This is a genomic window from Succinimonas sp. (assembly GCF_045225735.1).
GTDB lineage: Bacteria > Pseudomonadota > Gammaproteobacteria > Enterobacterales > Succinivibrionaceae > Succinimonas.
The window spans coordinates 1-23430 of the sequence record NZ_JBGVBR010000183.1 but is presented as its reverse complement, the minus strand read 5'-3'; the positions used below and the strand labels follow the sequence as shown (position 1 = coordinate 23430).

Genomic DNA, 23430 nt, shown 5'->3' with positions numbered 1-23430 from the left:
GCTTGAAGGAGATGGCATCATCACCCGGAGCCGGGGCGGTGTTTCCGTCAGGGTGCGGGAGAGCGTTCAGGGCGTTTTTAATATAGAAGCCCAGTTCTCCGAAATATCCTGCCATGCTGAAGAAATCCAGAAAGCCGTTGAAGTCCCGTACCCAGGATTCCCGATCCTCCGGACGTGCAAATTCGTTCAGGAGGAATACTTTTCGGGGAATTTTGTCTGACAGCATGCAGAGGGGCGGGCTCGTGCGGTTCTTCTTGACGAGGACGCCGTTTTTTTTCAGCTGGCTTATTTTGTTTCTCAGTGGTCTGTCATCATTCGGGCCATCGTTCAGCGAATCACCATCATGAGTGAATTGGCGGATGACGCTCTTAAATTTTCCAGTTTCGCAGCACAGCAGAATGGAAAACAATGAACTTAATTCGCTGCCGGCAATGGTTTTGCCAAGAAAAATGTTAAAAAACGGATTTCGTCTCAAAAGGCCGCTGATGCCCGGATCAATGTAGCATTCATAATCCTTTTTGCCGGTGACCTTTATGTTGCTGTAGTAGTTGTTGAAGAGTTCGATATTGTACTGGTACTGCCGGTCTTCGATTCCAAGCTCGCGCAGATACTGCTGCGGCTGGCTGTAGCCCAGAATAAAACGGATCCAGAAAATCCTTCTCCAGGCCACCAGATCCTTGGTTCTGGCTGCTTTGGCGTTATTATCGGTACCAGTCATAGCATCTCCGCAGGGTTGCAAATGTCCCCGGATTAAGGAAAATACGGCTTCCGGGGGGCAGGATGATTTTTTGCAGGCTTAAGTCCTGCTTTTCATAATTATTTTTAACCATTTCTGCAGTTTTATTAATCTTTTAATGTTTATTTTGCTAGCCGGATTATGATTATTTTCGGATCCCGGGTTGTGTTGCGGGAGAGGGGCATAACCCGGTATTGGACAATTCTCCCGGAGAGGACATTGTCCGGCGGCTGTGCTATCATGCAAAACCGTTTCCGGGCTCCGGCGGGAGCACGGGACAGGCGCGGGAACAGAGTTCGGAGATGCGGGGAAAGGGCGGATAAATGGCGATGAAAGATGAACAGGCATCCCGGGATTCCGGAGAAATAGATCTCCTCTGCAACGTCGGGAATCTGCCCGCGGCCGGCGCTGTGCTGTCTCCCTCCATCCCTGCCCCTGCCACTTCGTCTTCACCGGAACCTGTCCGGAGACCGGTTTCCCCGAAGCCGGCCGTAACCTCCGTGAGAGAGGGCTTTGCTCTGGAGAGCCTGATAAAAAAGCATTCCGCTTCCCTGAGGAATCCCGGAGTCTTTGTGCCCGGAAAAACCCATTTCTCCTCTGCTGCATCCCCGAAAGCCGCTTCAGGAGAACCGGCCCATCAGGAGAGCGATCTTGTGAACGCCGCCGCGGCCGCCCGCTATCTCGAAATCAGCGATGCTACTGTCCGGAACTGGGTAAAGCAGGGCCGGATCCTGCCCGCGGAGACCGAGGGCCCGCGGCTGTGGTTTCGGATGCAGGATCTCCGAGCGCTCCGGCAGGATCTGGAAAACGATAACGAAAGTCTCACCAGAAGACGGAATAAAACCCGCAAAACCGGAATGGAAACTTACAGCTCCTACATTACCCGGAACAGTACCAACATCTCCTCGGTAAATACGGTAACCAGTCTCCTCAGCATGTACTCCGACGGGCTTTCCCTGCCGGAGATCCGGGCGGTGCTGGCGGATGCGGCAGTAAAAATGCTGTATTCCCGGGGGCTTTCCGCATGCCGGGATCTGGGCGAGTGGTTCAGCCGGGGCAGCCATGAAGAGGTGTATCCGCTTATTCGGGATCTCCTGCCGGATCTTATGCGGGATCTCCGGGCGGCCCGGGATTTCCGGAAGGGCTGTCCCGGCATCTTCGGGCTCCCCTACGAGTACGAGCCCGGGGAGGATGCCATGGGCTTCCTGTATCTTTCCATTATGAATATCGGAGACCGCAAAAGCTCCGGAGCCTATTACACGCCGGTTCATGCGGTAAAGCGCCTGATTGCGGGTCTGCCGGAGGCCTGTCTTAAGGGCGGCCCCGTTCTTGACCCCTGCGCCGGAGCCGGGAATTTTCTGATAAACCTTCCGGAGTCGGTGCCGGCGGAGCATGTTTACGGCGCGGACATTGATGAAACGGCGGTTTTTCTTCTGAGAATCAACATGTCTCTCCGTTACCGGATCACTGATGCGGCTTTTTTGCAGGAGCATTTTGCGAGGGCGGATTTTCTGAGACAGCCTCCCGCCCGGAAATACCGGGTCATCCTGGGAAACCCTCCCTGGGGCTATCGCTACAGCGCGGAGGAGCAGCAGTATCTCCGGGAGCATTTCCGCTGTGTCAGCGGGAGCGTTACGGAGTCCTTTGCGCTGTTTTTGGAATGCTCCTTCCGCCACCTCGCCCCGGGGGGCTTTCTTTCCTTCGTGGTGCCGGAGGCGGTTCTGAATGTGCGGTGCCATGCTCCCGTCCGGGGATTTATCATGGAAAGATCCTCCGTCAGGTATCTGGCGGCTCTGGGGGATATTTTTCCCGGAGTGCAGTGCCCCAGTGTGATTCTCGCTCTGGAAAACACCGGAAAGCCGCTGGATACCGCCGGCATGCGGGTGGAGACTCCGGGAGAAAGCTTCGTTATCAGAGAAAGCCGGCCGGTCTCCCGGGAGGAGTTCAGCTTTTTGATGAATGATGCCCGAAGCCGGGTGATTGAAAGGCTGGAATCCTGTCCCGGAGCTCTTCGCCTGGCCGGCAATGCCGATTTTGCCCTGGGGATCGTCACCGGAGATAACAAAAGGCACATTCATTCTGTGCCCCGGCAGGACAGCGAACCAATATTAAGCGGCACCATGATTTTCCGGTACGGCTTCCGGCCCCGGGACAAGCAGATTGTGTTCCGCCCGGAGGAATTTCAGCAGTGCGCCCGGGCGGAGTATTACCGAGCACCGGAAAAGCTTATCTACCGCTTTATCTCCCGGGAGCTGGCTTTTGCCTACGATGATCAGAAGACCCTGTCCCTGAACAGTGCCAACATCGTTATCCCCAGAGTTCCCGGTCTTTCCGTAAAGTACGTGCTGGCAGCGCTGAATTCCCGCATGGCTCAGTTTTACTTTTCTCTTAAGTTTAATTCCCTTAAAGTGCTGCGCTCCCATATCGAAGCCATTCCGCTGCCCCCGGCGCCACCCGCCGTTCAGGAGGAGATCGCCGCTTTGGGGGATCGGCTCACCATCGCGAGCAGAACCTCCCCGGAGGAGGCCCGGACTCTTTATGAGACCATTGACGGCAGAATTGCCGCTCTTTACGGTCTTTCGGAGGAGGAGTACCGGACTATTCGGGAGCAGCTTCCGGATCCTCTGCTGCTGCCGCCCCCGGAGCGTACTTCGGATCCCAAAAAGGAGAAGAGCTCCGGAAATCCCGCCATACGGCGTCCCCCGGGCCGCAAAGGAAAGGCTCAGAGCGCGGAAACCGCCCTGGAAACAGCACCGGAAAAAGCAGCAGATAAAACGGCAGGAACAGAAACATGAGCAAAAGAACAGGAGACAGCCATGGCAACTAACCGAGAATTTCTGGAGTACACCCTGGAGCTCCTCGGGGATCTTCCGGAGATCACCTTCCGCCCCATGATGGGGGAGTACCTTCTGTATTACCGGGGGAAGCTATTCGGGGGACTTTATGACGGCCGCCTGATGGTAAAGCCCGTGCCGGCTGCCATTGCTCTTCTGCCTGATGCCGCCCTGGAGGAGCCTTACCCCGGCGCCAAAAAAATGCTGACCCTGAGCAGTCTGGAGGATCGGGAGCTTCTGGCGCGGCTCATAACCGCCATGTATGACGAACTCCCGGAGCCCCGCCCCCGGAAAAAGAAGCCGTAACTCCGGGCTCTGGCGCGGTGAAAGACAAAGAAACGCCGTCAATGCCTGTCAATGCGGAGTCTTCTCACATTTTGTAATATCTTTTTAAGTTTTGTCATTATGCAGGTGGCTGATTTCATTATACTTTAGACATGAACTCGGGAATGGCAGTTTTCCGGAAGAAGGGAAACGGTTCCTCTGAGACAGGAATGTGCCCAAGTACAGGGAGATAATATGAACAAACTTGCCAAAATCATGGCCGTGGCTATCGGCGCCGCCAGTCTCAGTCTGGCTGCTTCCGGGGCTGCTTTGGCTGCTCCGCCGCCTCATCATCCTGACTGTCGTCCGGGACATCATTGCCCGCCGCCTCCGCCCCCGCCGAAGCCCGGTCACCATCATCACAAGGGCCCCAAGGGCTGTCCTCCGGGAGCCTGGAAGCATGATCACCGCTGCCCGCCGCCGCCTCCTCCGGGACCGAGACTGCCGCCTAACGAGCCGCATCCGGATCCCCATCACGGACCTCATGATGGTCCCCATCATCACCACCATTAATTTGGCGGACAGTTAACGGCCGGGGCTGCCAGAAGGCAGCCCTTTATGTTTTCTTAAAGAGCGTCCGGATTCCCGCCGCGCTTTTTCCGGCCCGGGAGCCTTTCCGGTATTCCCGCTCTTTATTTTCGGCAATCTTCCGGCAGCATACATGCTATCATTAGCCTGAGGCGGGCTTTTTCTATGAAGCCGGCTAAATAACACCCGGGGGAGACTCCTTAATGAAACTGTTATGGCTGGGCATCTTCGGCGCTGCAACGGCGCTTACTCTGTTATCGCTTTATTACGTCGCACGCAGACTTGCCGGGGTTTTCGGGTACCGGAGGGACATGAACCTCCGGGAACGCCGGAAAATATTTTCCCTGTCTCTTCTCACAATCCTTGCCGTGCTGATTCTTCTGGGGTTTCTTCTCAATACCGTCAATGCGGCGGTGTGCCTGATGCACCTTGCGGCTCTTCTGGCCGGCGCGGATTTAGTCTGCCTCCTGATGAGAAAGCTCCTGCCCCGCTGGTTTTCCCGGTTTTCCGAAGTTTCCGTCGGGAGAACGAGCTTTGCGGCGGCAGCTATTCTCACCGTTACGGTTCTCTCCGTCGGCTGGTATCTCGATCACCATGTCTGGCGCGCGGAGTACACTCTTTACACCGCAAAGCCCGTCCGTCCCTTCAAAGCGGTTCTCCTTGCGGATGCGCACCTGGGCACCACCTTTGATGCCGCGGGTTTTCGGGAACATTTAAAGGCCGTTCAGGCGGAAAACCCCGATATTATTTTTCTGGCCGGGGATATCGTGGACGATGACACCGCAAGGGAGGATATGATTGCGGCCTCCCGGGATCTCGGCCGGCTTTCCTCCCGGTACGGTACTTACATGGTACACGGCAATCATGAGAAGGGGTACTACGGCGCCGCCCGCCGGGGCTTCAGCGCCGAGGATTTCACCCGGGAGCTGGAAAATAACGGCGTTCGGGTGCTCCTGGATGAGAATGTCTCCCTGGAGGGCGGACTCCTGATTTCCGGACGGAAGGATCTCTCCGTGGCCAAGGAGCTTCACGGAACCCGGCTCGCCCCGGAGGAGCTTCTCAGGGGGCAGGATCTGGCAAACACCTATGCCGTGGCCCTGGATCATCAGCCCTTTGAATACGACCGGCACAGCGCCGCCGGCTTTGATCTGGTGCTTTCCGGTCACACCCACGGCGGGCAGCTTTTTCCGTTCAATGAAGTCGGCCGCTGGCTCGGGGCCGTGGATCTGGTGTACGGCCATGAAAAGCGTGCCGGCACTGATTTTATTGTGACCTCCGGGATTTCTGACTGGTCTATCAGGTTTAAGACCGGAACCAAATCCGAATATGTGGTGATAAATGTGCTTCCCTGGGATAACAGATGATAACAGATGATGACAGGTGAGGTTACGTTAAGTCCGCTTTTCTTCCCTATAGCGCTTTGGCATTAATTTTCCTGTCCCGGCGCTGTTCTCTTCTTTATCTTTTCCCTTTCCTTTTCCTTTTTTCTCCTCGGCCCTCCGGACTTCTGTTTCCCGAAGCCGGGGGAACCGGCGTTTTCCCCTGAGGCTCCGGTTTCCGGCAGCTGAGCCGGCGCCGGGAGCGGCTCCTTTCCGGCTTTCCAAAAACAGAGCTCCGGGCTCTTTTCACAATTTGTAATATCTTTTATGAAATTGTCATTTAATCCCGGCGGTTTTTGGCTATACTGAGAATGTGAACTGAAAGAAAACGCAGTCTTCAGAAAGTCAGTCAGCTGCGTTTCGAGCAACGGGATAAAACCTGAATACAAAGGATGACCAAAATGAACAGATTCGCCAAACTGATGGCAGCGGTAATCGGAGCAGCGGCTCTTTCCTTTGCCGCCTCCGGCTCTGCCATGGCAGCTCCGCCGCCGCCTCCGCCGCACCATTGTCCTCCGGGGCATCATCACTGCCCGCCCCCGCCGCCGCCTCCGTGCCCGCCGGGAGCCTGGAAGCATGATTATCGGTGCCCGCCGCCGCCTCCTCCGCCGCGTCATCATTGTCCGCCGGGAGCCTGGAAGTATGATCGCCGGTGTCCGCCGCCTCCTCCTCCGGGACCGAGAGTGCCGCCTCCGCCGCCGCATCATCACCACCATCATTACTGATGAGGTTAAGCGGTTTCTGAGCAGCATGCCGCATTAAAAACAGGGGCTGAGATATCAGCCTCTTTTTTTGTCACTGCCGGGGGCGATCCATGTAACAGCCGGGAGCCTTAGCCCCCGGCCACGGCGGCAATTTCCCGGAAGGCCTGCTCCGCTTTGGCGGGATCCAGGCTGGAATAGTTAATAAGGAGGCAATGCTGCGGGGCCTGATCCCCGGGCACATGATACTCCGACAGGGTTTTTACCAGGATTTTCCGTTCCCGGAGCCGTTCCCGGAGTTCCCGGTCGGGGATGTCAGAGCGGAGCTCCAGCAGAAAGTGGAGTCCGGCCCGGTTTTCATGAACCCGGGAGATGGCCCCCAGTCCGGAGCTGGCGATGGCCCGGAGAATGCTCTCCCGCTTCCGGCTGTAGTAGAGCCGCATTTTGTTGATGTGCTTCTCCAGAAAGCCCTGATTGATGAATTCCGCCAGAGCCAGCTGCTCGAAGCTGGAGACGGTGCAGGAGTAGAAGGAAAGCTTCCGGTAGAAGAGATCCGCAAGGTCAGGGGGCAGCGCCATATAGCTGATTCTGATGGTGGGGGTCAGGGTTTTGGCGAAGGTGTTCAGGTAGATCACCCGGCCGGCCCCGTCCGAGCTGAACAGGGTGGGGAGGGGGAGTCCGGTAACCCGGAATTCGCTGTCATAGTCATCCTCGATAATGTAGCGGCCTTCCCTTTTCAGACTCCAGGACAGCATCTCGAAACGGCGTCCGGCCGGCATGGTGATCCCGGTCGGAAAATGATGGTTCGGGGTGATGTGGGCGATTTCCGCGCCGGATTCCTCCAGCTCGGAAACCCGGATCCCGTCGCTGTCCATGGAAACAGGCAGGCAGCGGACGTCATTGCTCCGGTAGATGCTCATGAGCTTCGGGTATCCGGGGTTTTCGGTAGCGTAGAGGCGATCCCGGCCCAGAAGCTGAATAATGAGGCTGTAAAGATATTCGGTGCCGGCCCCGATAATGATCTGATCGGGATCCGCCAGAAGCCCCCGGAAGGAGCTTAAGTGCCGGGAAATAGCCTCGCGGAGTTCGGGAAGGCCCCCGGTCACCGGGATCTCCATGAGTCTTGCGGGGTTTTCCGTAAGGGCCTTACGGGTCATCCGGGCCCAGGCGGCAAAGGGAAACAGTCCGGGATCCGCATTATTGCCGGAAATGCTGATAAAGTCCCGGGGCTCCGGCGCGGGGAGGGCGATATCCAGGGAGACTGCGGTTTTCCGGGGGGAGATCCTTCTCCCGGCTGTTGCCGCGGCGTAGTAGCCCCGGCGGGGTTCGGCCCGGGCATACCCCTCGCAGAGGAGCTGCTCATAGGCGGACTGCACGGTAATGACGCTGATGCCGTAATTCCGGGCCAGAGCTCTTTTGGAGGGGAGCCGGGTACCGGGCGGGATGGCTCCGGAAATAATGTCGTCTCTGATTTTCCGGTACAGGAATTCGTAAAGAGACCCCGCGGCCTCGGCGAGATTGTAGGTGAGCATGTTATCCTCCGGGGACTGGGCTCGGGCCGTCAGGCTTCGTATATCCCTGACTCCGCCGCCTGTTCCTGACTATTTCCTTCCCTGACTGTTCTCTCCGTTATTCTACCCGTTATTCGTTTCCGTTCTCCACTTTTCCGCATGGTGTTTTCCGGCGCCTGTTCCGGAAGAGAACAACTGGTATGGCCGAACTTAAGGGCATCTGGTCTTAAGCGGTGTTATCTGTGCCGGCGGAGTTTTTTCCGATAATTTCGTCTCAGTTTCTTGCCTCGGGCCCGCCTTTACCCCTCCCTGAGGTCTTCGGGGCGGGGCGGAAAGTCAAGCTGCGGGGGCGGATCTGGGATTATAAAAAATGTTATTTCTGGTTATTTCTATAATATCAGACAGGGCCTATCATTAAGGCGTTTTCCAAAGGATTTCCGGGAAGATGACCCCGGAGCGGATTATTAAGGAGAAGGCAAAATGACAGCAGCTACAGAAAATACAGCAGTAACAGCAAATACTGAAGAGACGGCAAAGGCAGCTAAGACCCAGGCGGAGCTTAACCGCGGACTTGCCGAAATGCTTAAGGGCGGGGTGATCATGGACGTTACCACTCCGGAGCAGGCCCGCATCGCCGAAGAGGCCGGGGCCTGCGCCGTAATGGCTCTGGAGCGCATTCCGGCGGATATCCGGGCCGCAGGGGGCGTGTCCCGCATGAGCGATCCTGCCATGATTCGCGGCATTCAGGATGCGGTATCCATTCCGGTAATGGCCAAGTGCCGCATCGGACACTTCGCAGAGGCTCAGATCCTGGAGGCCGCTGACATCGATTACATTGACGAATCTGAGGTGCTGTCCCCGGCCGATGATGTTTATCACATCAATAAGCATGACTTTAAGGCGCCCTTTGTATGCGGAGCCCGGGATCTGGGGGAGGCGCTCCGCCGGATCGCCGAGGGAGCCTCCATGATCAGAACCAAGGGCGAGCCCGGCACCGGCGATGTGATTCAGGCCGTGCGGCATCTCCGGAAAATCACCTCCGAGATCCGCCGGGTGACCACCCTTGACGATGACGAGCTTTTCGAGGAGGCCAAGAGACTCGGAGTTTCTTTGGATCTCCTTAAAGAGGTGCGGCAGAAGGGCCGGCTTCCGGTGGTGAATTTCGGGGCCGGCGGCGTGGCCACTCCCGCGGATGCCGCGCTTCTGATGCAGCTGGGGGCCGACGGGGTATTTGTGGGCTCCGGCATTTTTAAATCCGGGGATCCCGCAAAGAGAGCCCGGGCCATTGTGCAGGCGGTAACCAATTATCAGAATCCCGCGGTGCTTCTGGAGATCTCCCGGAACCTGGGGGAGGCCATGGTGGGCATCAACGAGCAGGAAATCAAGCTGATTATGGAGGAACGGGGCAAGTAGGCCACTCTTCTCCCGGCCCTCTGCGGCCGGGGGATTCGGGCATCACCTGAGAAACGGACACCGATGTTCAATTATTGCGCAATTTCTGTTCAGAACCTAGCGAGGAGGATCACAGCATGATAGCGGGAGCTTTGGCCCTGCAGGGGGCCTTCAGGGAACATCTTAAAATATTTGCAAAGCTGGGAGCGGATACCCGGGAGGTACGGCGGCGGGAGGATCTGGAGGGGCTGGACGCTCTGGCTCTTCCCGGGGGCGAGAGCACGGTGCAGGGCAAGCTCCTCCGGGATCTGGGGCTTCTGGAGCCGCTCCGGGAGCTTATTCTGGCCGGACTTCCGGTTATGGGAACCTGCGCCGGCCTTATTCTGCTGGCCCGGGAAATCGGGGATAACGGCGAACGGCATCTCGGGACTCTTCCGGTGCGGGTACAGCGCAATATCTACGGCCGCCAGTCCGGCAGCTTTGTCTGCGAGGGCCGGGCCGGATCCTGCGAGAGCTTTCGGCAGGTCTATATCAGAGCCCCCGGCATTGCGGAGATCCTGGATCCGGAAACGGAAATCCTGGCAGAAGCCCGGGGCCGTATCACCGGGGTGCGCTATCGGAACCAGTTCGCCTTTGCCTTTCATCCGGAGCTTACCGAGAATACGGATCTCCATGAGCTTGTTCTGCGTTCCGTCCGCGCTCCTGCCGTAAGGAAGGCGGCATAACAGATCTTTTTTATCTCCCTTTTTACGGCGCCTGACCGCCCCGGGATTTTACGGAACGCTTTTACCGGGAGTATAATCTCCTGAAGAGACCCGGCTGCCCCAGAGGCCCTCCGGGAGACAGATAAACATAAGGTTAGAGCGAGAAGGGATTCTATGCGGCATTCAGGAAAGATTATTTCAGGCGCTGTTATGACTATTTTACTTGCGGGATTACCCCTTTCCGGCTGCTCGGGCACTGCGGAACCGGAGATGCTGGATTACAGCGGCGGAGCCGCTGTGGGCATGCCCAACCCCTTTACTTCCTATCAGTCGGTGGCGGAAGGGGAGAACGTCGTGGGATTTACGGTAAACAAGAACTTTGTTCCCCCTGCTTCATGGCAGGGCCGGGCTCCTCTGGTGCAGGTTCTGGACTCCTATCCTGACCGGAAGAAAATGCTGCAGCTTATTTACGTGGATGCGGAAAAGCGCAATCTTTACGTCCGCTACTCCAAGCAGTTTACCTCCCGGGAAATGAACGGCGACTACAATGAATATCCGGTGGAAAAGGACATTCCCTTTAACGGCGACACCGCCCATATTCGGGGCAGCAAGGAAGGCTTCTTTACGGCCGAGTTCAGCTGCCGGGGGATTTCGATAACGGTGCTCTCGGATCTCCCGCTGCAAGGAAAGGATATTGCCGGGATCTGCTCCGGAATGTAGTTTTTGTCCCGCTCTTAAAGACCGTCGGCGCCAGAGGTTCCGGCGGTTTTTTGTTTTCTGATTCCGGGGCCGCCGGTTTTTTTCAGGAAGGAAGGCGCACCCGGAGAGCCGGTCTTACGGCATAGTTATCGTCATAGCCGAAATCGAAGTCCAGACTGCCGTTGCCGGTAATCAGACAGGCAGACTCCGGGCCGTAGCCTCCGGGGGTTCTCAGCCAGTAGCAGCATCCGCCGTTCAGAACATAGGTTCCGGTATCAGCCACCTCTGCCATGACATACCGGGAAGGGGGACAGATGCGGGATTCCGGAGTTCTGAGCCGGCGGCAGAGTTCGTCCTTGCTCAGAATAAAGATCTGATCCTGAGTGTCCTGGCCGTTCCCCTGATTATCCAGATCCGTTGTGATGATGAGTTGTCTTTCTTCCGGGGTGAAGGCGGCTTCCATAAAGTCATGATTCAGCCATTTTCTGAGATGGCTGTGTTTCCAGAATACCGGTCTCAGATGTTTGGTCATGGGCTTATGATCCAGCGCGAACCTGGAGAGCAGGAGCATGAGACGCCTTTTCGGATCCTGCTCCAAAACCAGCCAGGAGATCGGAGTTAAGCGGTCAGGCATGACGTCTTCATCCTGATGATAGCGGCCGAACATTACATATTCCGTGCCGTCTGCGAGTCTTTGCCTGGCAAGCATGGCGGAAACCTCAGTTTTTGGGCAAGTCTGTAACGGCACCTGATATCATGGCAGGCTCGGCCATTACGGGGAGAGATCTCTTGTCCGGCAGGAAATTAAGAACCATCCTGCGGATTTCAGGCAATATTTTCCGGTTTGCGCTGCTCTTATTTTGTGATTTACCTCAGACTCCCCTGATTATTTTTTTAACTTTAGGACTCTTTTTGGCTAATCTGTTAAGAAAACGTTTTCTTTACTTAGCAGGAGGTCTGTATGGCTTATGGGAAATCTCCGGAGGCTGAAGAGGAGTTCGAATTCAACCTGATGGGCGATGATATTATCAAGGCCAAGGAAAAGGCTTTTGCCCTCTGTCTTAAACTGAGCGAAACCAGTCCCCTGAAGTTCAAGGAGTATTCGGCTCTTCTGAAGAAGCTTCTGGGCTCGGTGGGTAACGGCATTTTCATCGAACCTCCCTTTAATTGCAGTAACGGCAAGAATATCCACGTGGGCAGCGATTTTCTGGTGAGCAGCAATGTCACCATCTCCGATGAGGCCCCGGTGTATATCGGGGATTACTGCGTTATCGGCCCCAATACCCTCATTACCACCGTATCCCACCCGCTGTCTCCGGCCCAGCGCCGGGAGCATGTGGCCACGGCGATTTCCATTAAAATCGGCAATGATGTCATGATAGGCGCCAATGTGGTAATCCTGCCGGGCATCACCATTGGCAATAACGTTATTGTGGCTGCCGGAGCCGTGGTTACCAGGGACGTGCCGGATAACTGCATGGTAGGCGGCATTCCGGCCCGGGTTATGAAAAACCTGCCGGACGATACCTGATTACCGGCGCGGCCGGAAACTCTGTTTACTGAACCGGGATGCTTCAGAAGGGCATTCCGGTTTTTATTTCAGGAGTTTCACGAAGTCATCTTCTTTCCCGCTTCCGGCCGCTTTTGCTGATGAGCCCCGGAAATTGTTGCAAAAGCCACCCCGGAAATAAAAAAGCAAACGGTTATCGAGCTTTATACTGAGGGGCTGCTCTCTGCTGAAGCAGCAGCAAAGAAGCTGAATATGACTGTTCCGGCGTTTTTAGATCTGGTGAAAGCGTCAGTCTGATCGTCATTTAACGGAGATGGATATGGCGCAGACATTTAGATCTGCGCAGAAGACAAGGCTCCTTAAAGTTCGGGGGAGTTAATTCCCCCGATTTGCGTACTCTCTTCAATCCCGCTCCTCCATTTTATGAAGCCCCTTGTGTTCAGCAGGCAGATCAAGGGGGGCTCGGGCTCTCAGGAAGGTACTTCGCATGCAGCTTTTTTTCAGGGGGCAAGCTCAGTAATGTGTCCCGTCTGTTCGCGGATTTTAGCCTTCTGAACTATAACTTTGCTCCCCGGCTTTGGTCTGCGGGGCGTAATGCTGTTCGGCTCAGCAGCATCTTCATGCCTTTTTGCCGATCAGACCTGACTGCATTTCACCGATCTCAAAAACAGTCAAAAGTTATCAGGATCTGACGTGCATTCCCTGAATTCTTCCTGAAACTCAACAAGGTTATGCGGTATTTCAGAAACGATCTCATCTTCAGATTCTGGTACACACGCCCCTATGTGAAATGGCGGCGGAGTCTCCCATTTGCCTCGGCAGAGGTGAATCACCATATCTGTAAAAAGCAATGCTTTTTATCTGCTCTCTCAGGACAGAGACTCCTGAAAGGGATGCCCGAAAAACAGGTATGCCAGAAGAGACACATGCAATACCAGAGACAGATAGTTAACGATGCGGAAATAGATCTTCCCCCGGCTTGTTTTGTGATGGAAGAGATCGCTCCCCAGAATGGCTCCCAGAGCGCCCCCGGCCACGGCAAGGCCGAGAAGCCATTTTTCGGGAATCCGCCACCAGTTTTTAGCGGCCTTCAGCTTGTCGATGCCGTAGGCCAGAAAGGCGGCAAGGTTAAAAACCGCATACCAGATTATCAGAAATGCTGTCATCGCATCCTCCGGGGATACCTGAAAAAGTAATAAGATAAAAGGGCCGGCTCATCCGGGATCCTGCGGGTGAAGAAACTCTTCCGGGCCGGAGCCTCCGGGATTTTAATATCCTTCACCGGCCATGGCAAATGCCGTATCCGGTTCCTGAGGGAAAAATGATGCTCCCCGCTCCGAACCGGACTGCCGCCGGGGAAGCTGCTGCATAATTGCGAAAGAGGCGGCGTTTTTGCGCCGGCATCCGGTTTATTATCAGGAAGACACGGCTTTGTTTATATTTTGGTGTCCGAAGGAATCAGGAATATGCAAACTGAGTACTGCAGCTGCCCCGGGTGTTCCGGAAATCTGGTGTTCCGCATCAGGGAGGGAAGGCTCTTCTGCGATCATTGCGGCCAGAGCTATGATGTCCCGGAGTACGACAGGAGCGTCCGGAGAGCAGCTAATCCCGCTCCGGAAAACCCGGACGCTCCGGAAGACAGCTATACGGAGTGCCCCTCCTGCGGCGGCGAGATTTCCCCGGGGGCGCTGGGCGCCACTGAAACCTGTCCCTTCTGCGGTAATGCCCTGATCCTGTCCGGCAAAATCCGCCGCCAGGCCGAGCCGGACTTCATTATCCCCTTTACCTTGGATCGCGGGGACTTTATGGAGAATTTCCGGAAAATCCTGGCTGCCCCCGGCTCAGTTCCGGACGAAATTATCAGAGAAATCCGTCCGGAAAACATGCAGGCCCGGTACATTCCCTTCTGGCTTTACGATGTCAGGGCCGAGGGCCGCGCTGCCTTCAAAAACCCCCGCCGGGAGGACAGACGCTGGACGTTCCTGGCGGAATCCGCAGCCGAACTGGAATTCAGAGATGTTACCCAGGATGCCACCACCGAGCTTGACGACGGGCTTTCGCAGAATCTGGAGCCCTATGATCCGGACAGTGCCCGGCCCTTCAGCTATTCCTGGCTCTCCGGCCTTGATGCCAGAATCTACAACATGGATGACCGGCAAAGCTATCAGACGGTGCGGGATCGGGTGATCGCTTCCCTGAACCGGAAGCTTATCCCCTATGACAGCTGCGATCTCATTTCCCGGGATATCAATATCCTCCCCCGCAGCGTTTCCTATGCTTTGTTTCCCGTGTGGACCCTGGAGCTTGCTGCGGGAGATCAGACGTACATTGCGGCCATGAACGGCGCTACCGGCAAAATCGCCGCCGCTCTCCCGCAGTGCCGCGGTAAATCAGCGCTGATCTGTATTTCTGCCGCCTTAATCTGCGAGACTCTGTTTCTCCCGCTGTTTTTCTGGCATCCGCCCCTCACGACGGTTATGAGAGCGGAACATGACCCGGGGAGCTCCTGGCAGGTTTCGGGACTACCGTTTTCGGGATTTGCGGTATTGGCAGGATTATTGCTGTCCGTAATCGCGGCGGAATATCTCCGGAACAGAACCGCTCTTAAGAGCAAAAAAGACCTCGCCCTTATGACGGCTTTTATTTCTGCCGCCGCCATTTCTCTTATGCTGCTTGCCGGATACCTGAACTTCCTCATTAATGACACCGTCTCCGTAATCTTCCTCACGGTGCTGATCCTTTCCCTCTCAGCGGAGCTGGCCATACAGTTCGGGAACGGCTCTTACCGGGCGGCAAAGCTTAGGAAGGATAATTTCCCCGATCTGAAAAGCGATGCCGATGAATTTCTGCTAAAGGACTTCAGCAGCTGGCGCCTCACGGGCTTCCGGGAAACCGAGCCTTATGAAGAGATATTCTCGCAGCATTACCCGTGAGACCAGAAGCAAAATCCATAACCCCGGTTCCGGATAATTCCCCCCGCAAAGGGAGCCTCCGGCCGGAAGAACAGGAGGACAGCTATGACCTTGTCTGATATTGATAATCCCCGGGAGAGCTCCGGGGACGGAATCCCGCGCTGCTCCGGCTGCGGCGCGGAGCTTTCTCCCGGAGTTTTCCGGCTCTCCTCTGTTTGCCCGCTGTGCCGGACGCCGCTCTCTCCGGCAGCCGGCAGAAGAAAGGATCCGCCCCCCGGAGATTCAGACTTTTACGACTGCGTTATCCCGTTTTCCTTTGGGCCCGGGAATCTGACGCAGGAATATGCGAAATTAAAAGCCATGCCGGATGAATGCAGCCGGAGCATCACTGAAAACACCATCCGGAAAATCTATCTCCCGTTCTGGATCTACGACCTGGAGGTCACCGGCGAAACGGAACAGGTCAAACGCTTCCCCGGCGGCGGAAGAGGGCGGGCGAACAGAAGAGAGGGGGAAGTGCGGCCGGAGAGCTCGGAAAACCCCAGAAAAATCAGAGCGCGCCTGGTATACCGGAATATCCCGGAGCTGGCCGTCCGGATTCCGGATCCGGATATTCTCCGGGTAATTGCCCCCGAAGATCTGGTTCCGGATAATCCGGAGCCGGGTTTTCCGGAAAAGGCTTACCGGAAAGCCGCAAGAGCCGGAACGGCGCTGCCGGACTTAGCTCAGGCCCGGGCGACTGCGGAGGCGGAAATCTCTGCATACATGGCCCCCGGCGGCAGCGGCGTCCGGAATCAGAATATCGCGGTACGGCCCATCCGGGTCAGAACGCTGCTTTTTCCCGTGCTTTTAGCCAAGGCCGCAGTAAACGGTCAGGACTGCATTGCGGTTATGAACGGAGACGCGGGGGAGTTTTACACCAATATCCCCGCTGATCCCGAGAAGCTCAGGCTGATGCGAGCTGCCCTGACGCTGATGTTTGCCGGTTTGCTTACGGTATCCTGGTGGCTGGCGCCGTTTATCCTCGGGGATGAGGATAAGGGCAGCTTATTAGCGCGTCTGGTGGCGGAGTGCTTCGGGGGCAGCTTCATAACAGTAATAATTCTGGCTTTTGTTTTTGGCTCTTTAGATGGACTTCTTACCGATATCAGAGGCTTCAGACTGGTGTCATATACCCTGTCCGTCATCGGGATCCTCATAATAACAGTCATGGCTGTCATAAACCTTCCCGAGAATCCCGGAGACTTCCTGACGGCTTTGGCGTGCGCCTTTGCATGCGCTTTTGCGATCCGCCTTATCGGGGTTTCCGCATCCAGGCGGAAGAAGGCGTTCCCGCGCTTTGCCGCTGATGTTTCCCGCTATCGGTCCCGGGAGGAATGCTCCCTCAGTCTTCCGGATCTCAATCTGAACAGGGAGACCGCCGAATCCCGGCGCCGGGAGCCTTAGGGCAAAACCGGAATTACCTGCAATCCGGAGGACTTGAACCCGGAGGCTTTTTATTGCAGGCGGGGTGTTTTCAGAAAGAGCGGCATGGGCTATAGTATGCTCCGGAAGGGGATAAGTCACGTTTTTCCCGGGGCGCGGCGGTACCGCAGCGAAGACAAATAAAGAGGCAGACAGCATGGACAACAATACCGGCAGCAACAGCGGCAATAACTATAACAGTAATAACGAAAACAATGACAGCAGCGCAAACGCAAATGCAAATACCGGTTATTCCGGAGCGGCAGAAGAGAGTTCGGTTAAAAAATGGAGCGGGGAAATAAAAAGCCGCCTTGACAGCAGCCTGACGACGAAGCCTTATGAAGCTCTTCTGGTGCTGTGGGTGGCCCACGGGGTGTTTCCGGTGTGCGGCGCCATCGCCGGCATCGTGATGTATTTTGCCTGCGAAAACCATCCCCTGATTCACGGCGTCACCAAAAAGCTTCTCAATCTCTATATTCTCTGGGTGCTCGCCTGGCTTATCGGCGGCTTCCTCTGTTTTGTCGGGGGACTCCTGACCATTTTTATTATCGGAATTCCCATCTTCATCCTGGGGGCGTTTATTGCCACGGCGGGTCTCATTCATTTTTACGTGAATGTCATCATGGGCATTGTGGCAGCAGTGAAGGAGCAGGAGTTTAAGCCCTGGCTTTCTCTGATACAGGCTATTCCGGAGAATGATCAGCCTGACAGCGGGAGCAAGGATAAACAGGATGCCTGATCTGCAAAGCTGAGAGAGCAAATGAAAAGGGGAGCGGGGCTCCTCTTTTTTTCGCCCGCAGGCTTTGCCTGCGGAAGCCTGAGGGGCGGGCGGCTTTTGTTTGAAAATATTTTCAAGTACTTTATATGAAACGGTTTTCAGTAATAAATTGTATTAAATTTGGTCAATAAGCGTAAAAGGTATATTTACAGCGTCACTTTGTCATACTATAATGCACAGTGGATGACGCCTCGGACTCAATTTCAGGGCTGATTCCTTTAAGAATAAAAAAAACAGGCGGTCAGACCGGAACGCATAGCTTAGCCTGAGAAGGCAAAAAGGGCTTCAGTCCCGAAAAAGATTCCGGAACAGAAACCGCATTGCCATTACAAAAAATTAATTATTATGAAGGAAACTGTTGTTATGTTTAAGAAGATTGCGCTTGCAGCCGCAGCCGGTGCTCTTTTAGCCGGTTCTGCCAACGCTGCCGTTGTTTATCAGTCCGAGTCCGCCAAGCTGCAGTTAGGCGGCCGTCTGGACGCTGCCATTAACAGCGTGGCTCTCTCCGAAAGAGCTACCGACAAGAAGGTTGAGCTGGTGGGCACTGCCCGTTTCAGAGTGGCTGCCGAGTCCGCCATTACCGACGGCGTTAAGGCTCTGGGCTTCGGCGAGTGGCAGATCGGCGCCGAGACCTCTCACAACGGTCAGTGGAATACCCGTTTTGCCTATGTGGGCTTCAAGACCGACGATTACGGCCAGCTGACCTTCGGTCAGAACCAGCCGGCCGCCGTTATCGCTCTTTCCGCCACTGACATCCTCATTGACTGGGGCGCCAAGGCCACCACCTCCTACGAGTTCGCTGCCAAGGCCCGTCAGGAAGGCCTCGTGGACTATCGCTACAAGAAGTCCTTTAACAATCAGGCTCTGAAGCTGGGTCTTTCCTATCAGACCGCCGGCCTTGACAATGTAGATACCGGCGTTTCCGTAGCCGGCGGCTATGAATACGGCGAGTACTTCCCGGTAGGACTGAATCTGGCCTATGACTACTACCGCGTTTCCAATACCGCTCCGGCAAAGTATGACGACAAGAACGCCATCACCGTATCCCTTACCGGCGGCGATCTCACTGCCGGCTTCTATGCAGCAGGTCTCTATCAGTTCACCGACTATGAGCACAAGAAGAATGTGAACGGCTTCGAACTGGCTGCCGGCTATACCTGGGATTCCGGCGTGCAGTTCCTGCTTCTGTACAACCAGAAGAATCAGGACAGCGCCAGACTGGTAAGCAATTTCGCCGGCGAGCTTTCCTACAAGTTCAATCCGAACTTCCGCGCTTATGTGGAAGCTGAGATCGGCGTGGGCGACATTGATACCGTTGATGCCGCCACCGGCAAGAAGATCGGCTCCACCCACGAGAGATCCGATGACAAGGTTGCTTTCCACCTGCAGTACAACTACTAAGAGATCCGGTTCCCGGTAACGGGATCTCCGGACATGAGAACGGCCCGAATCATGCGATCCGGGCTGTTTTTTTATTCCCTTCTCCGTTTCGGCGGCTGGGATCCCGGGCAGTTTTTGCGGCAGGGAAAGGCAGTTTTCGGATCCCGTCCGCAGTTTTGCGTTTTGAGAGGGAGCCTTAAGTTAAGATTTTCAGGAAACTGCCGCTAAGGAGGCAGGAGAGATCACGATTTCGGGAAACGGAGGCGGAGATCCGGGAAACTTCGGGATTCTCTCTCCCGTTTTGCGTGATTTTTAAGTAGAATGCCCGCGGGAGATTTTAGATAAGCGGATATTTCGGGAAGGAAAACGGCTAAGACTAGCGGATTTATCACAGGAACCCTTTATGATCGGAAGCATATCTCATAATTCAGTTTCGCTGACTCAGCGCCGCTCTCAGGCCGGCTTTACCCTGATTGAGCTGGTGGTGGTCATTGTGATTCTGGGAATTTTGGCCGCTTCCGCCGCGCCGAAGTTCATGAGCTTTCAGGCTGATGCCCGGGCGGCTTCCCTGAAGGCGCTTATGGGCACCGTCAAAAGCGCCAATTCCATGGTCTACGGCAAAGCCATGATCCTGGGAACCAGCGTGGATTATACCGAAGTAGGCTCCGGCACAAAATGGAATGCTGAGTGCAATAAAAAAACTAAAAACTGTGTGGAAATCGATGGTGTTTCGGTGTACTTCAAGCTGGCCTATCTGGATCGCAATTCCGTGGTTTTTGCCCTGGACGCTGATATCGAAGGCCGCAAGACTGTGCAAATCACCAATGAAGACGGAAAGACTCTGGTAATTCCCGACAGATGCGGAAACGGCAAGAGACCAAATGTTGCCGACGGCGGCTGCGGCACAGCCAATAAACACAGCATTAATTACATGTGCTCCTCCTACCAGCTCGGTGAGGTCTGTCAGGATCATGATTTCTGCCAGTGCCGCCATCAGGAAGGGAGCGGAGACAAACGCAAAGATTCGCAGTTCTTTATTCCCCGGGGCATGCCCTACAAGGACGGCAACTGCTATTTCAAGTACACCACGGCGGAAGCGATTACCGGAAGGGTTCCCGTCTATAAGATCGAAACCAAGGGCTGCTGATAACGGCGGAAGTTTTCAGGAATAATGACGGCGGGAGCTTTTAATACAGAGGATATTCAGGAAGGAGATGGCTAAGCCTCAGGGCGGATTTGTTACGAAGGAACCCATTATGATCGGAAGCACATTTCATAATTCAGTTTCGCTGCGCCATAACCGCGTTCAAGCCGGCTTTACCCTGATAGAGCTGGTGGTGGTCATTGTGATTCTGGGCATTCTGGCCGCCTCCGCGGCGCCGCGGTTTATGAGCATTCAGAGCGATGCCCGCATTGCCACGCTGCAGGGGTTTTCGGCGGCGGCCAAAAGCGGCAATATCATGATTCATTCCAAGGCTCTCATCACCGGCATTGAAAACTATGATAATAACGGCGGCAGCTATAACGGCAACTGCGACGGAACTGTGAATAACTGCATCAAGGTGGATAACCTCTGGGTCAGAACCAAGAACGGCTATATTGACCGCAATGACATTTCCCGCATTATCAGCACCAATATGAACGAGGAGAAAACCGCCGCTATTTCCGACAAACCGGGAGAAAAGGTTTCGGTGTCCTATAACGTATCCTGCTCAGACGAGGCCAATAAGAAGAAGATTTGCGAAACCGACTACTGTCAGTGTCTCTATAAGTACGGCAAAAATGATAAATGGCACAGCGGCGAGAGCAATCGCTGTCAGGCCATCATCCCCAAGGGGATTTCCTATACCGCCATTTCCGAGCATGGTAACAAGGACGATACCAAGTGCTTTTTCCTCTATTGCAGCGCTGACAAATATAACAACAAGACACCTACCTACCATATTTATTCTAAGGGGTGCTGAGCCCTTCCCCGGGCCCGCCTGAGCGGGCTTCCCGGGTGCGGGGGCCGGGAGACATGTTGCCGGCTAACGGAAGCCCGGTCATTGATTCCGGCCGAAATATTAAAGGAGGAGCCTCTGCTCCTCCTTTCCGTTTCTTTGCTGCTTTCTTTTCAGGCGGGGTGTTGCGTGTTGCTCCTTGCCTCAGCCTCTTCTGACGAGTGCCGTCGCAGGGCCGCTAAATCCGCCTGAGGCCCGGTATTAATCCTGCTTCGGGATTCTCAGCGTCTGGCCCGGATAGATCTTGTCCGGATCCTTCAGCATGGGCTTATTGGCTTCAAAGATGGCGGTGTACTTGCTGCCGTTCCCCTTGCCGTAGTGGCTTTCGGCGATCTTCCACAGGGTGTCCCCCTTCACTACGGTGTAGAACACGGATTCGTCGGCTCCGGCAGCCACGGTGACGGCTCCGGTATCCACCTCGGCGACTCCCACCTGGTTTCCGACTGCGAGAGCGGCCTTTTCCAGAGTCTCCTGATCCTTGACATTGCCCTTGAGCACGGCCTTTTCGCCGTCAAGCTCCACGGTGAGATCTCCGGTTTCCAGTCCCAGAGCATCCATGTTTTCCTTCAGGTCGGCAGCCTGGCTTTCCGGCTTTTTGCCGCTGAAAAGTCTTTCGCCAACGCCCTTTACGAATGATATCAGTCCCATTTGCATTCTCCTTGGTTATTATCCTGACTGTTTCAGGAATGGGGCTATTGTAGTACCGGGAGGGCGGGGCGTCACCCTTTCCGGGGATTTTTCCGGCGAATTCTGTCAGTCCCCCGGCATTTTTGCGGATTTGCCGGAAGGTTCCGCTCTTTAATCTCGCTTCTGACCGCTTTCAATCCGGAAGCATGACACCCCGCGAGGGCTTTTCTGATAACGGTTTCAGGTAATGCTTTCAGGAGTTTTTTTGACTTGTCCGGGTTAAAACTATGTTAAAATCTGCGCCGGTAACAGCCATTAACAGAATAACAGGGCTCTTAAATGAAGATTTTTACTCCGGCGTATCGCTCTGCTTTCAGCGCGGTTTTCGGCATAGCTGCCGCCAGCGCTGCCGTCCTTGCCGCAGCCGTTCCTGAGGCAGCCTTTGCCGCGCAGGTATATCATAACGAAGACGGCACAGACCTTTCCGTATTCGGCCGGGTGGAAGCCCGTTATATGAACAAAACCTCCCGGAATGAACGCAAGGGCGGCATCGAGGGCAGAACCCGCCTGGGCGTGGCCGCTTCCTCCAAAATCGTTTCCGGAGTGAAGGCGGTGGCTTTCGGCGAATGGGAGGTGGCTTCGGCAACCTCCCAGAACGGCAAGTGGAATACCCGCTATGCCTATACCGGCTTTGATTTCAGTCAGTACGGCACTCTGGTGTTCGGGCAGGGTGAATCCGCCCGGTATCTGGCCGCCGGCTTTACCGATGTTTTTGAGGATGCGGGCTTTCACGGGCAGAACTATCCCATGCTGGGGGAACGCCAGGAAGGGCAGGTGATGTACGCCCTGGCCGTGGGAGGTTATACCCTGTCGGCTTCGCTGCAGACTCCCAATCGCGGCATGGGGCGGTATTTTGATCATGACCGGCAGGTCTGGCAGGATCTGGATGTGAATCTGGGCTTTGCCGCGGCGGGTACCTACAACTGGACAGACGGTCTTCTGGACGGTCTCGCCTTCGGCATCAGCTACGACTGGTACGACAACGAACACAGCGTGTCCGGAGACCGGCACGATTTCGGGGTGGCGTTTTCCTACGGGCATTTAGGGGACGGCCTTTATACCGCAGTGCAGTATTCCCGGGAAAAGTTCAAGTCCGAAAAGCATCATTCCACCGGCTGGGAAGCCGTGGGGGGCTACGCCTTTGAATGCGGCCTGGGCTTTATGCTGGGCTTCGGCTACGAGGGCTATCACTTTGACCGCGCGGAAAACTCCTACCTGGCAGGTCAGGTGTCCTACGATTTCAATCCCTCTCTTAAGCTTTACGGTGAGGGCGAGCTGGGCCTGGGCCGACTGGACTATCCCCAGCCGGAAACCAAGCAGCATAGCCGCTACGAAATCGGCCTTATATATTCCTTCTAACAGGTTTCCAGTCTTCAGGAAACGTCCCGGCGGAGTCCGGGGCTGTTTTCCGGGAAGAGGGGAGTCTCCGCCTCCCGGAATGTCCTGGGAACCGTATTTCAGAAAGTCTCTCCCCCAAACGATTTCTTTCGAAGCGCAACCCTTGGTGTCTTATCAGCCCGGCTTCTTTTCTGTGAATGCGGCGGTGAATTCCTAAGAGGGGTTGACACTCCGTATTCACATCGTCTGATCTCAGTTTCCCGGTTTCTGTATTCTCCGTGGATTTCCAGGCGGAAGCTTTTGAAATAAGCATTTTGCAGCTTTGTGAAATTAAATTACAGCAAGTCAGTCTTTGTTTTACGCATTGTTACATCTGTTACATCACAGTTTGCATAGTTATGCGACTGTGTTCAAATTTATGCGAAAATTCTCCTCCGTCCATGAGAAGTCGTGATCCTGTCCATTATTTTTTTTTTCGCAATTTTTATACTCATCCCTGTTGTGCCTGAAAAAATCAGGCGTTGTGATATTCATTTCGGAGACCGATTACGAT

The 23430-nt window shown here is 55.2% G+C and carries 22 protein-coding genes; 17 read left to right on the top strand and 5 right to left on the bottom strand.

What is annotated here, in order from left to right; genetic code table 11:
* A partial coding sequence (locus tag ACJROR_RS06490; RefSeq protein ID WP_406546394.1) for a hypothetical protein occupies positions 1 to 718 on the bottom strand: 718 nt, incomplete at its 3' end.
* Between the two features lie 341 nt (positions 719 to 1059).
* Here ACJROR_RS06490 and ACJROR_RS06485 point away from each other — a divergent pair.
* The 5 genes from ACJROR_RS06485 to ACJROR_RS06465 all read left to right on the top strand — a co-directional run bounded on the left by ACJROR_RS06485 (position 1060) and on the right by ACJROR_RS06465 (position 6563).
* Positions 1060 to 3531: a TaqI-like C-terminal specificity domain-containing protein gene (locus ACJROR_RS06485; protein WP_406546393.1), complete on the top strand. Its 2472-nt coding sequence runs from the start codon at positions 1060 to 1062 to the stop codon at positions 3529 to 3531.
* Positions 3532 to 3552: 21 nt separating this feature from the next.
* The gene (locus ACJROR_RS06480) at positions 3553 to 3876 is read left to right on the top strand and encodes a TfoX/Sxy family protein (RefSeq protein WP_406546392.1); all 324 of its coding nucleotides are present in this window, start codon (positions 3553 to 3555) and stop codon (positions 3874 to 3876) included.
* Positions 3877 to 4089: 213 nt separating this feature from the next.
* A complete protein-coding gene (locus tag ACJROR_RS06475) occupies positions 4090 to 4407 on the top strand; it encodes a hypothetical protein (protein ID WP_406546391.1) in 318 nt (105 codons plus the stop codon).
* A 218-nt stretch (positions 4408 to 4625) separates the two neighbouring features.
* Positions 4626 to 5786 carry a metallophosphoesterase gene (locus tag ACJROR_RS06470; RefSeq protein WP_406546390.1) on the top strand — a complete coding sequence of 387 codons (1161 nt, stop codon included), beginning with the start codon at positions 4626 to 4628 and terminating at the stop codon, positions 5784 to 5786.
* A gap of 591 nt (positions 5787 to 6377) precedes the next feature.
* Entirely contained in the window at positions 6378 to 6563 is a 186-nt protein-coding gene (locus ACJROR_RS06465) for a hypothetical protein (RefSeq protein ID WP_406546389.1), read from the top strand.
* A gap of 70 nt (positions 6564 to 6633) precedes the next feature.
* Here the strand turns inward: ACJROR_RS06465 and ACJROR_RS06460 are convergent, their stop codons facing one another.
* The gene (locus tag ACJROR_RS06460; protein WP_406546388.1) at positions 6634 to 8034 is read right to left on the bottom strand and encodes a PLP-dependent aminotransferase family protein; all 1401 of its coding nucleotides are present in this window, start codon (positions 8032 to 8034) and stop codon (positions 6634 to 6636) included.
* Between the two features lie 459 nt (positions 8035 to 8493).
* On the opposite strand from ACJROR_RS06460, the gene pdxS reads away from it, so the two are divergent.
* From pdxS to ACJROR_RS06445, 3 genes are all read left to right on the top strand, one after another.
* Positions 8494 to 9426 carry a pyridoxal 5'-phosphate synthase lyase subunit PdxS gene (gene pdxS / locus ACJROR_RS06455; RefSeq protein WP_406546387.1) on the top strand — a complete coding sequence of 311 codons (933 nt, stop codon included), beginning with the start codon at positions 8494 to 8496 and terminating at the stop codon, positions 9424 to 9426.
* A 116-nt stretch (positions 9427 to 9542) separates the two neighbouring features.
* Entirely contained in the window at positions 9543 to 10130 is a 588-nt protein-coding gene (gene pdxT, locus ACJROR_RS06450; protein WP_406546386.1) for a pyridoxal 5'-phosphate synthase glutaminase subunit PdxT, read from the top strand.
* Between the two features lie 189 nt (positions 10131 to 10319).
* Positions 10320 to 10829: a hypothetical protein gene (locus ACJROR_RS06445; protein WP_406043619.1), complete on the top strand. Its 510-nt coding sequence runs from the start codon at positions 10320 to 10322 to the stop codon at positions 10827 to 10829.
* An 82-nt stretch (positions 10830 to 10911) separates the two neighbouring features.
* Here ACJROR_RS06445 and ACJROR_RS06440 read toward each other — a convergent pair whose 3' ends face one another.
* Positions 10912 to 11517, bottom strand: a complete 606-nt coding sequence (locus tag ACJROR_RS06440; protein WP_406546385.1) for a DUF6273 domain-containing protein — start codon at positions 11515 to 11517, stop codon at positions 10912 to 10914.
* Between the two features lie 17 nt (positions 11518 to 11534).
* On the opposite strand from ACJROR_RS06440, the gene ACJROR_RS06435 reads away from it, so the two are divergent.
* Positions 11535 to 11798, top strand: coding sequence for a hypothetical protein (locus tag ACJROR_RS06435; RefSeq protein WP_406546384.1), 264 nt, complete (start codon positions 11535 to 11537; stop codon positions 11796 to 11798).
* Entirely contained in the window at positions 11770 to 12339 is a 570-nt protein-coding gene (locus ACJROR_RS06430) for a sugar O-acetyltransferase (RefSeq protein ID WP_406043623.1), read from the top strand. Before ACJROR_RS06435 ends, ACJROR_RS06430 begins: the two co-directional genes overlap by 29 nt.
* Before the next feature lie 848 nt (positions 12340 to 13187).
* Here the strand turns inward: ACJROR_RS06430 and ACJROR_RS06425 are convergent.
* The gene (locus tag ACJROR_RS06425; RefSeq protein ID WP_406546383.1) at positions 13188 to 13484 is read right to left on the bottom strand and encodes a DUF1294 domain-containing protein; all 297 of its coding nucleotides are present in this window, start codon (positions 13482 to 13484) and stop codon (positions 13188 to 13190) included.
* A gap of 300 nt (positions 13485 to 13784) precedes the next feature.
* Here ACJROR_RS06425 and ACJROR_RS06420 point away from each other — a divergent pair, with 300 nt between their 5' ends.
* From ACJROR_RS06420 to ACJROR_RS06395, 6 genes are all read left to right on the top strand, one after another.
* Positions 13785 to 15251: a hypothetical protein gene (locus ACJROR_RS06420; protein ID WP_406546382.1), complete on the top strand. Its 1467-nt coding sequence runs from the start codon at positions 13785 to 13787 to the stop codon at positions 15249 to 15251.
* A gap of 84 nt (positions 15252 to 15335) precedes the next feature.
* Entirely contained in the window at positions 15336 to 16676 is a 1341-nt protein-coding gene (locus ACJROR_RS06415) for a hypothetical protein (RefSeq protein WP_406546381.1), read from the top strand.
* Between the two features lie 175 nt (positions 16677 to 16851).
* Entirely contained in the window at positions 16852 to 17433 is a 582-nt protein-coding gene (locus ACJROR_RS06410; RefSeq protein WP_406546380.1) for a hypothetical protein, read from the top strand.
* A gap of 402 nt (positions 17434 to 17835) precedes the next feature.
* On the top strand, positions 17836 to 18873 hold the full coding sequence (locus ACJROR_RS06405; protein WP_406043469.1) for a porin: 1038 nt from the start codon (positions 17836 to 17838) through the stop codon (positions 18871 to 18873).
* Positions 18874 to 19255: 382 nt separating this feature from the next.
* A complete protein-coding gene (locus ACJROR_RS06400) occupies positions 19256 to 19999 on the top strand; it encodes a type II secretion system protein (RefSeq protein ID WP_406546379.1) in 744 nt (247 codons plus the stop codon).
* A gap of 109 nt (positions 20000 to 20108) precedes the next feature.
* The gene (locus ACJROR_RS06395) at positions 20109 to 20816 is read left to right on the top strand and encodes a type II secretion system protein (RefSeq protein ID WP_406546378.1); all 708 of its coding nucleotides are present in this window, start codon (positions 20109 to 20111) and stop codon (positions 20814 to 20816) included.
* A gap of 237 nt (positions 20817 to 21053) precedes the next feature.
* On the opposite strand, the gene lysM is transcribed toward ACJROR_RS06395, so the two are convergent.
* Positions 21054 to 21500 carry a peptidoglycan-binding protein LysM gene (gene lysM / locus ACJROR_RS06390; RefSeq protein ID WP_406546377.1) on the bottom strand — a complete coding sequence of 149 codons (447 nt, stop codon included), beginning with the start codon at positions 21498 to 21500 and terminating at the stop codon, positions 21054 to 21056.
* 318 nt (positions 21501 to 21818) lie between these two features.
* Between lysM and ACJROR_RS06385 the strand changes: the two genes are divergently transcribed.
* A complete protein-coding gene (locus ACJROR_RS06385; RefSeq protein ID WP_406546376.1) occupies positions 21819 to 22898 on the top strand; it encodes a porin in 1080 nt (359 codons plus the stop codon).
* The last annotated feature ends 532 nt before the right edge of the window (positions 22899 to 23430 follow it).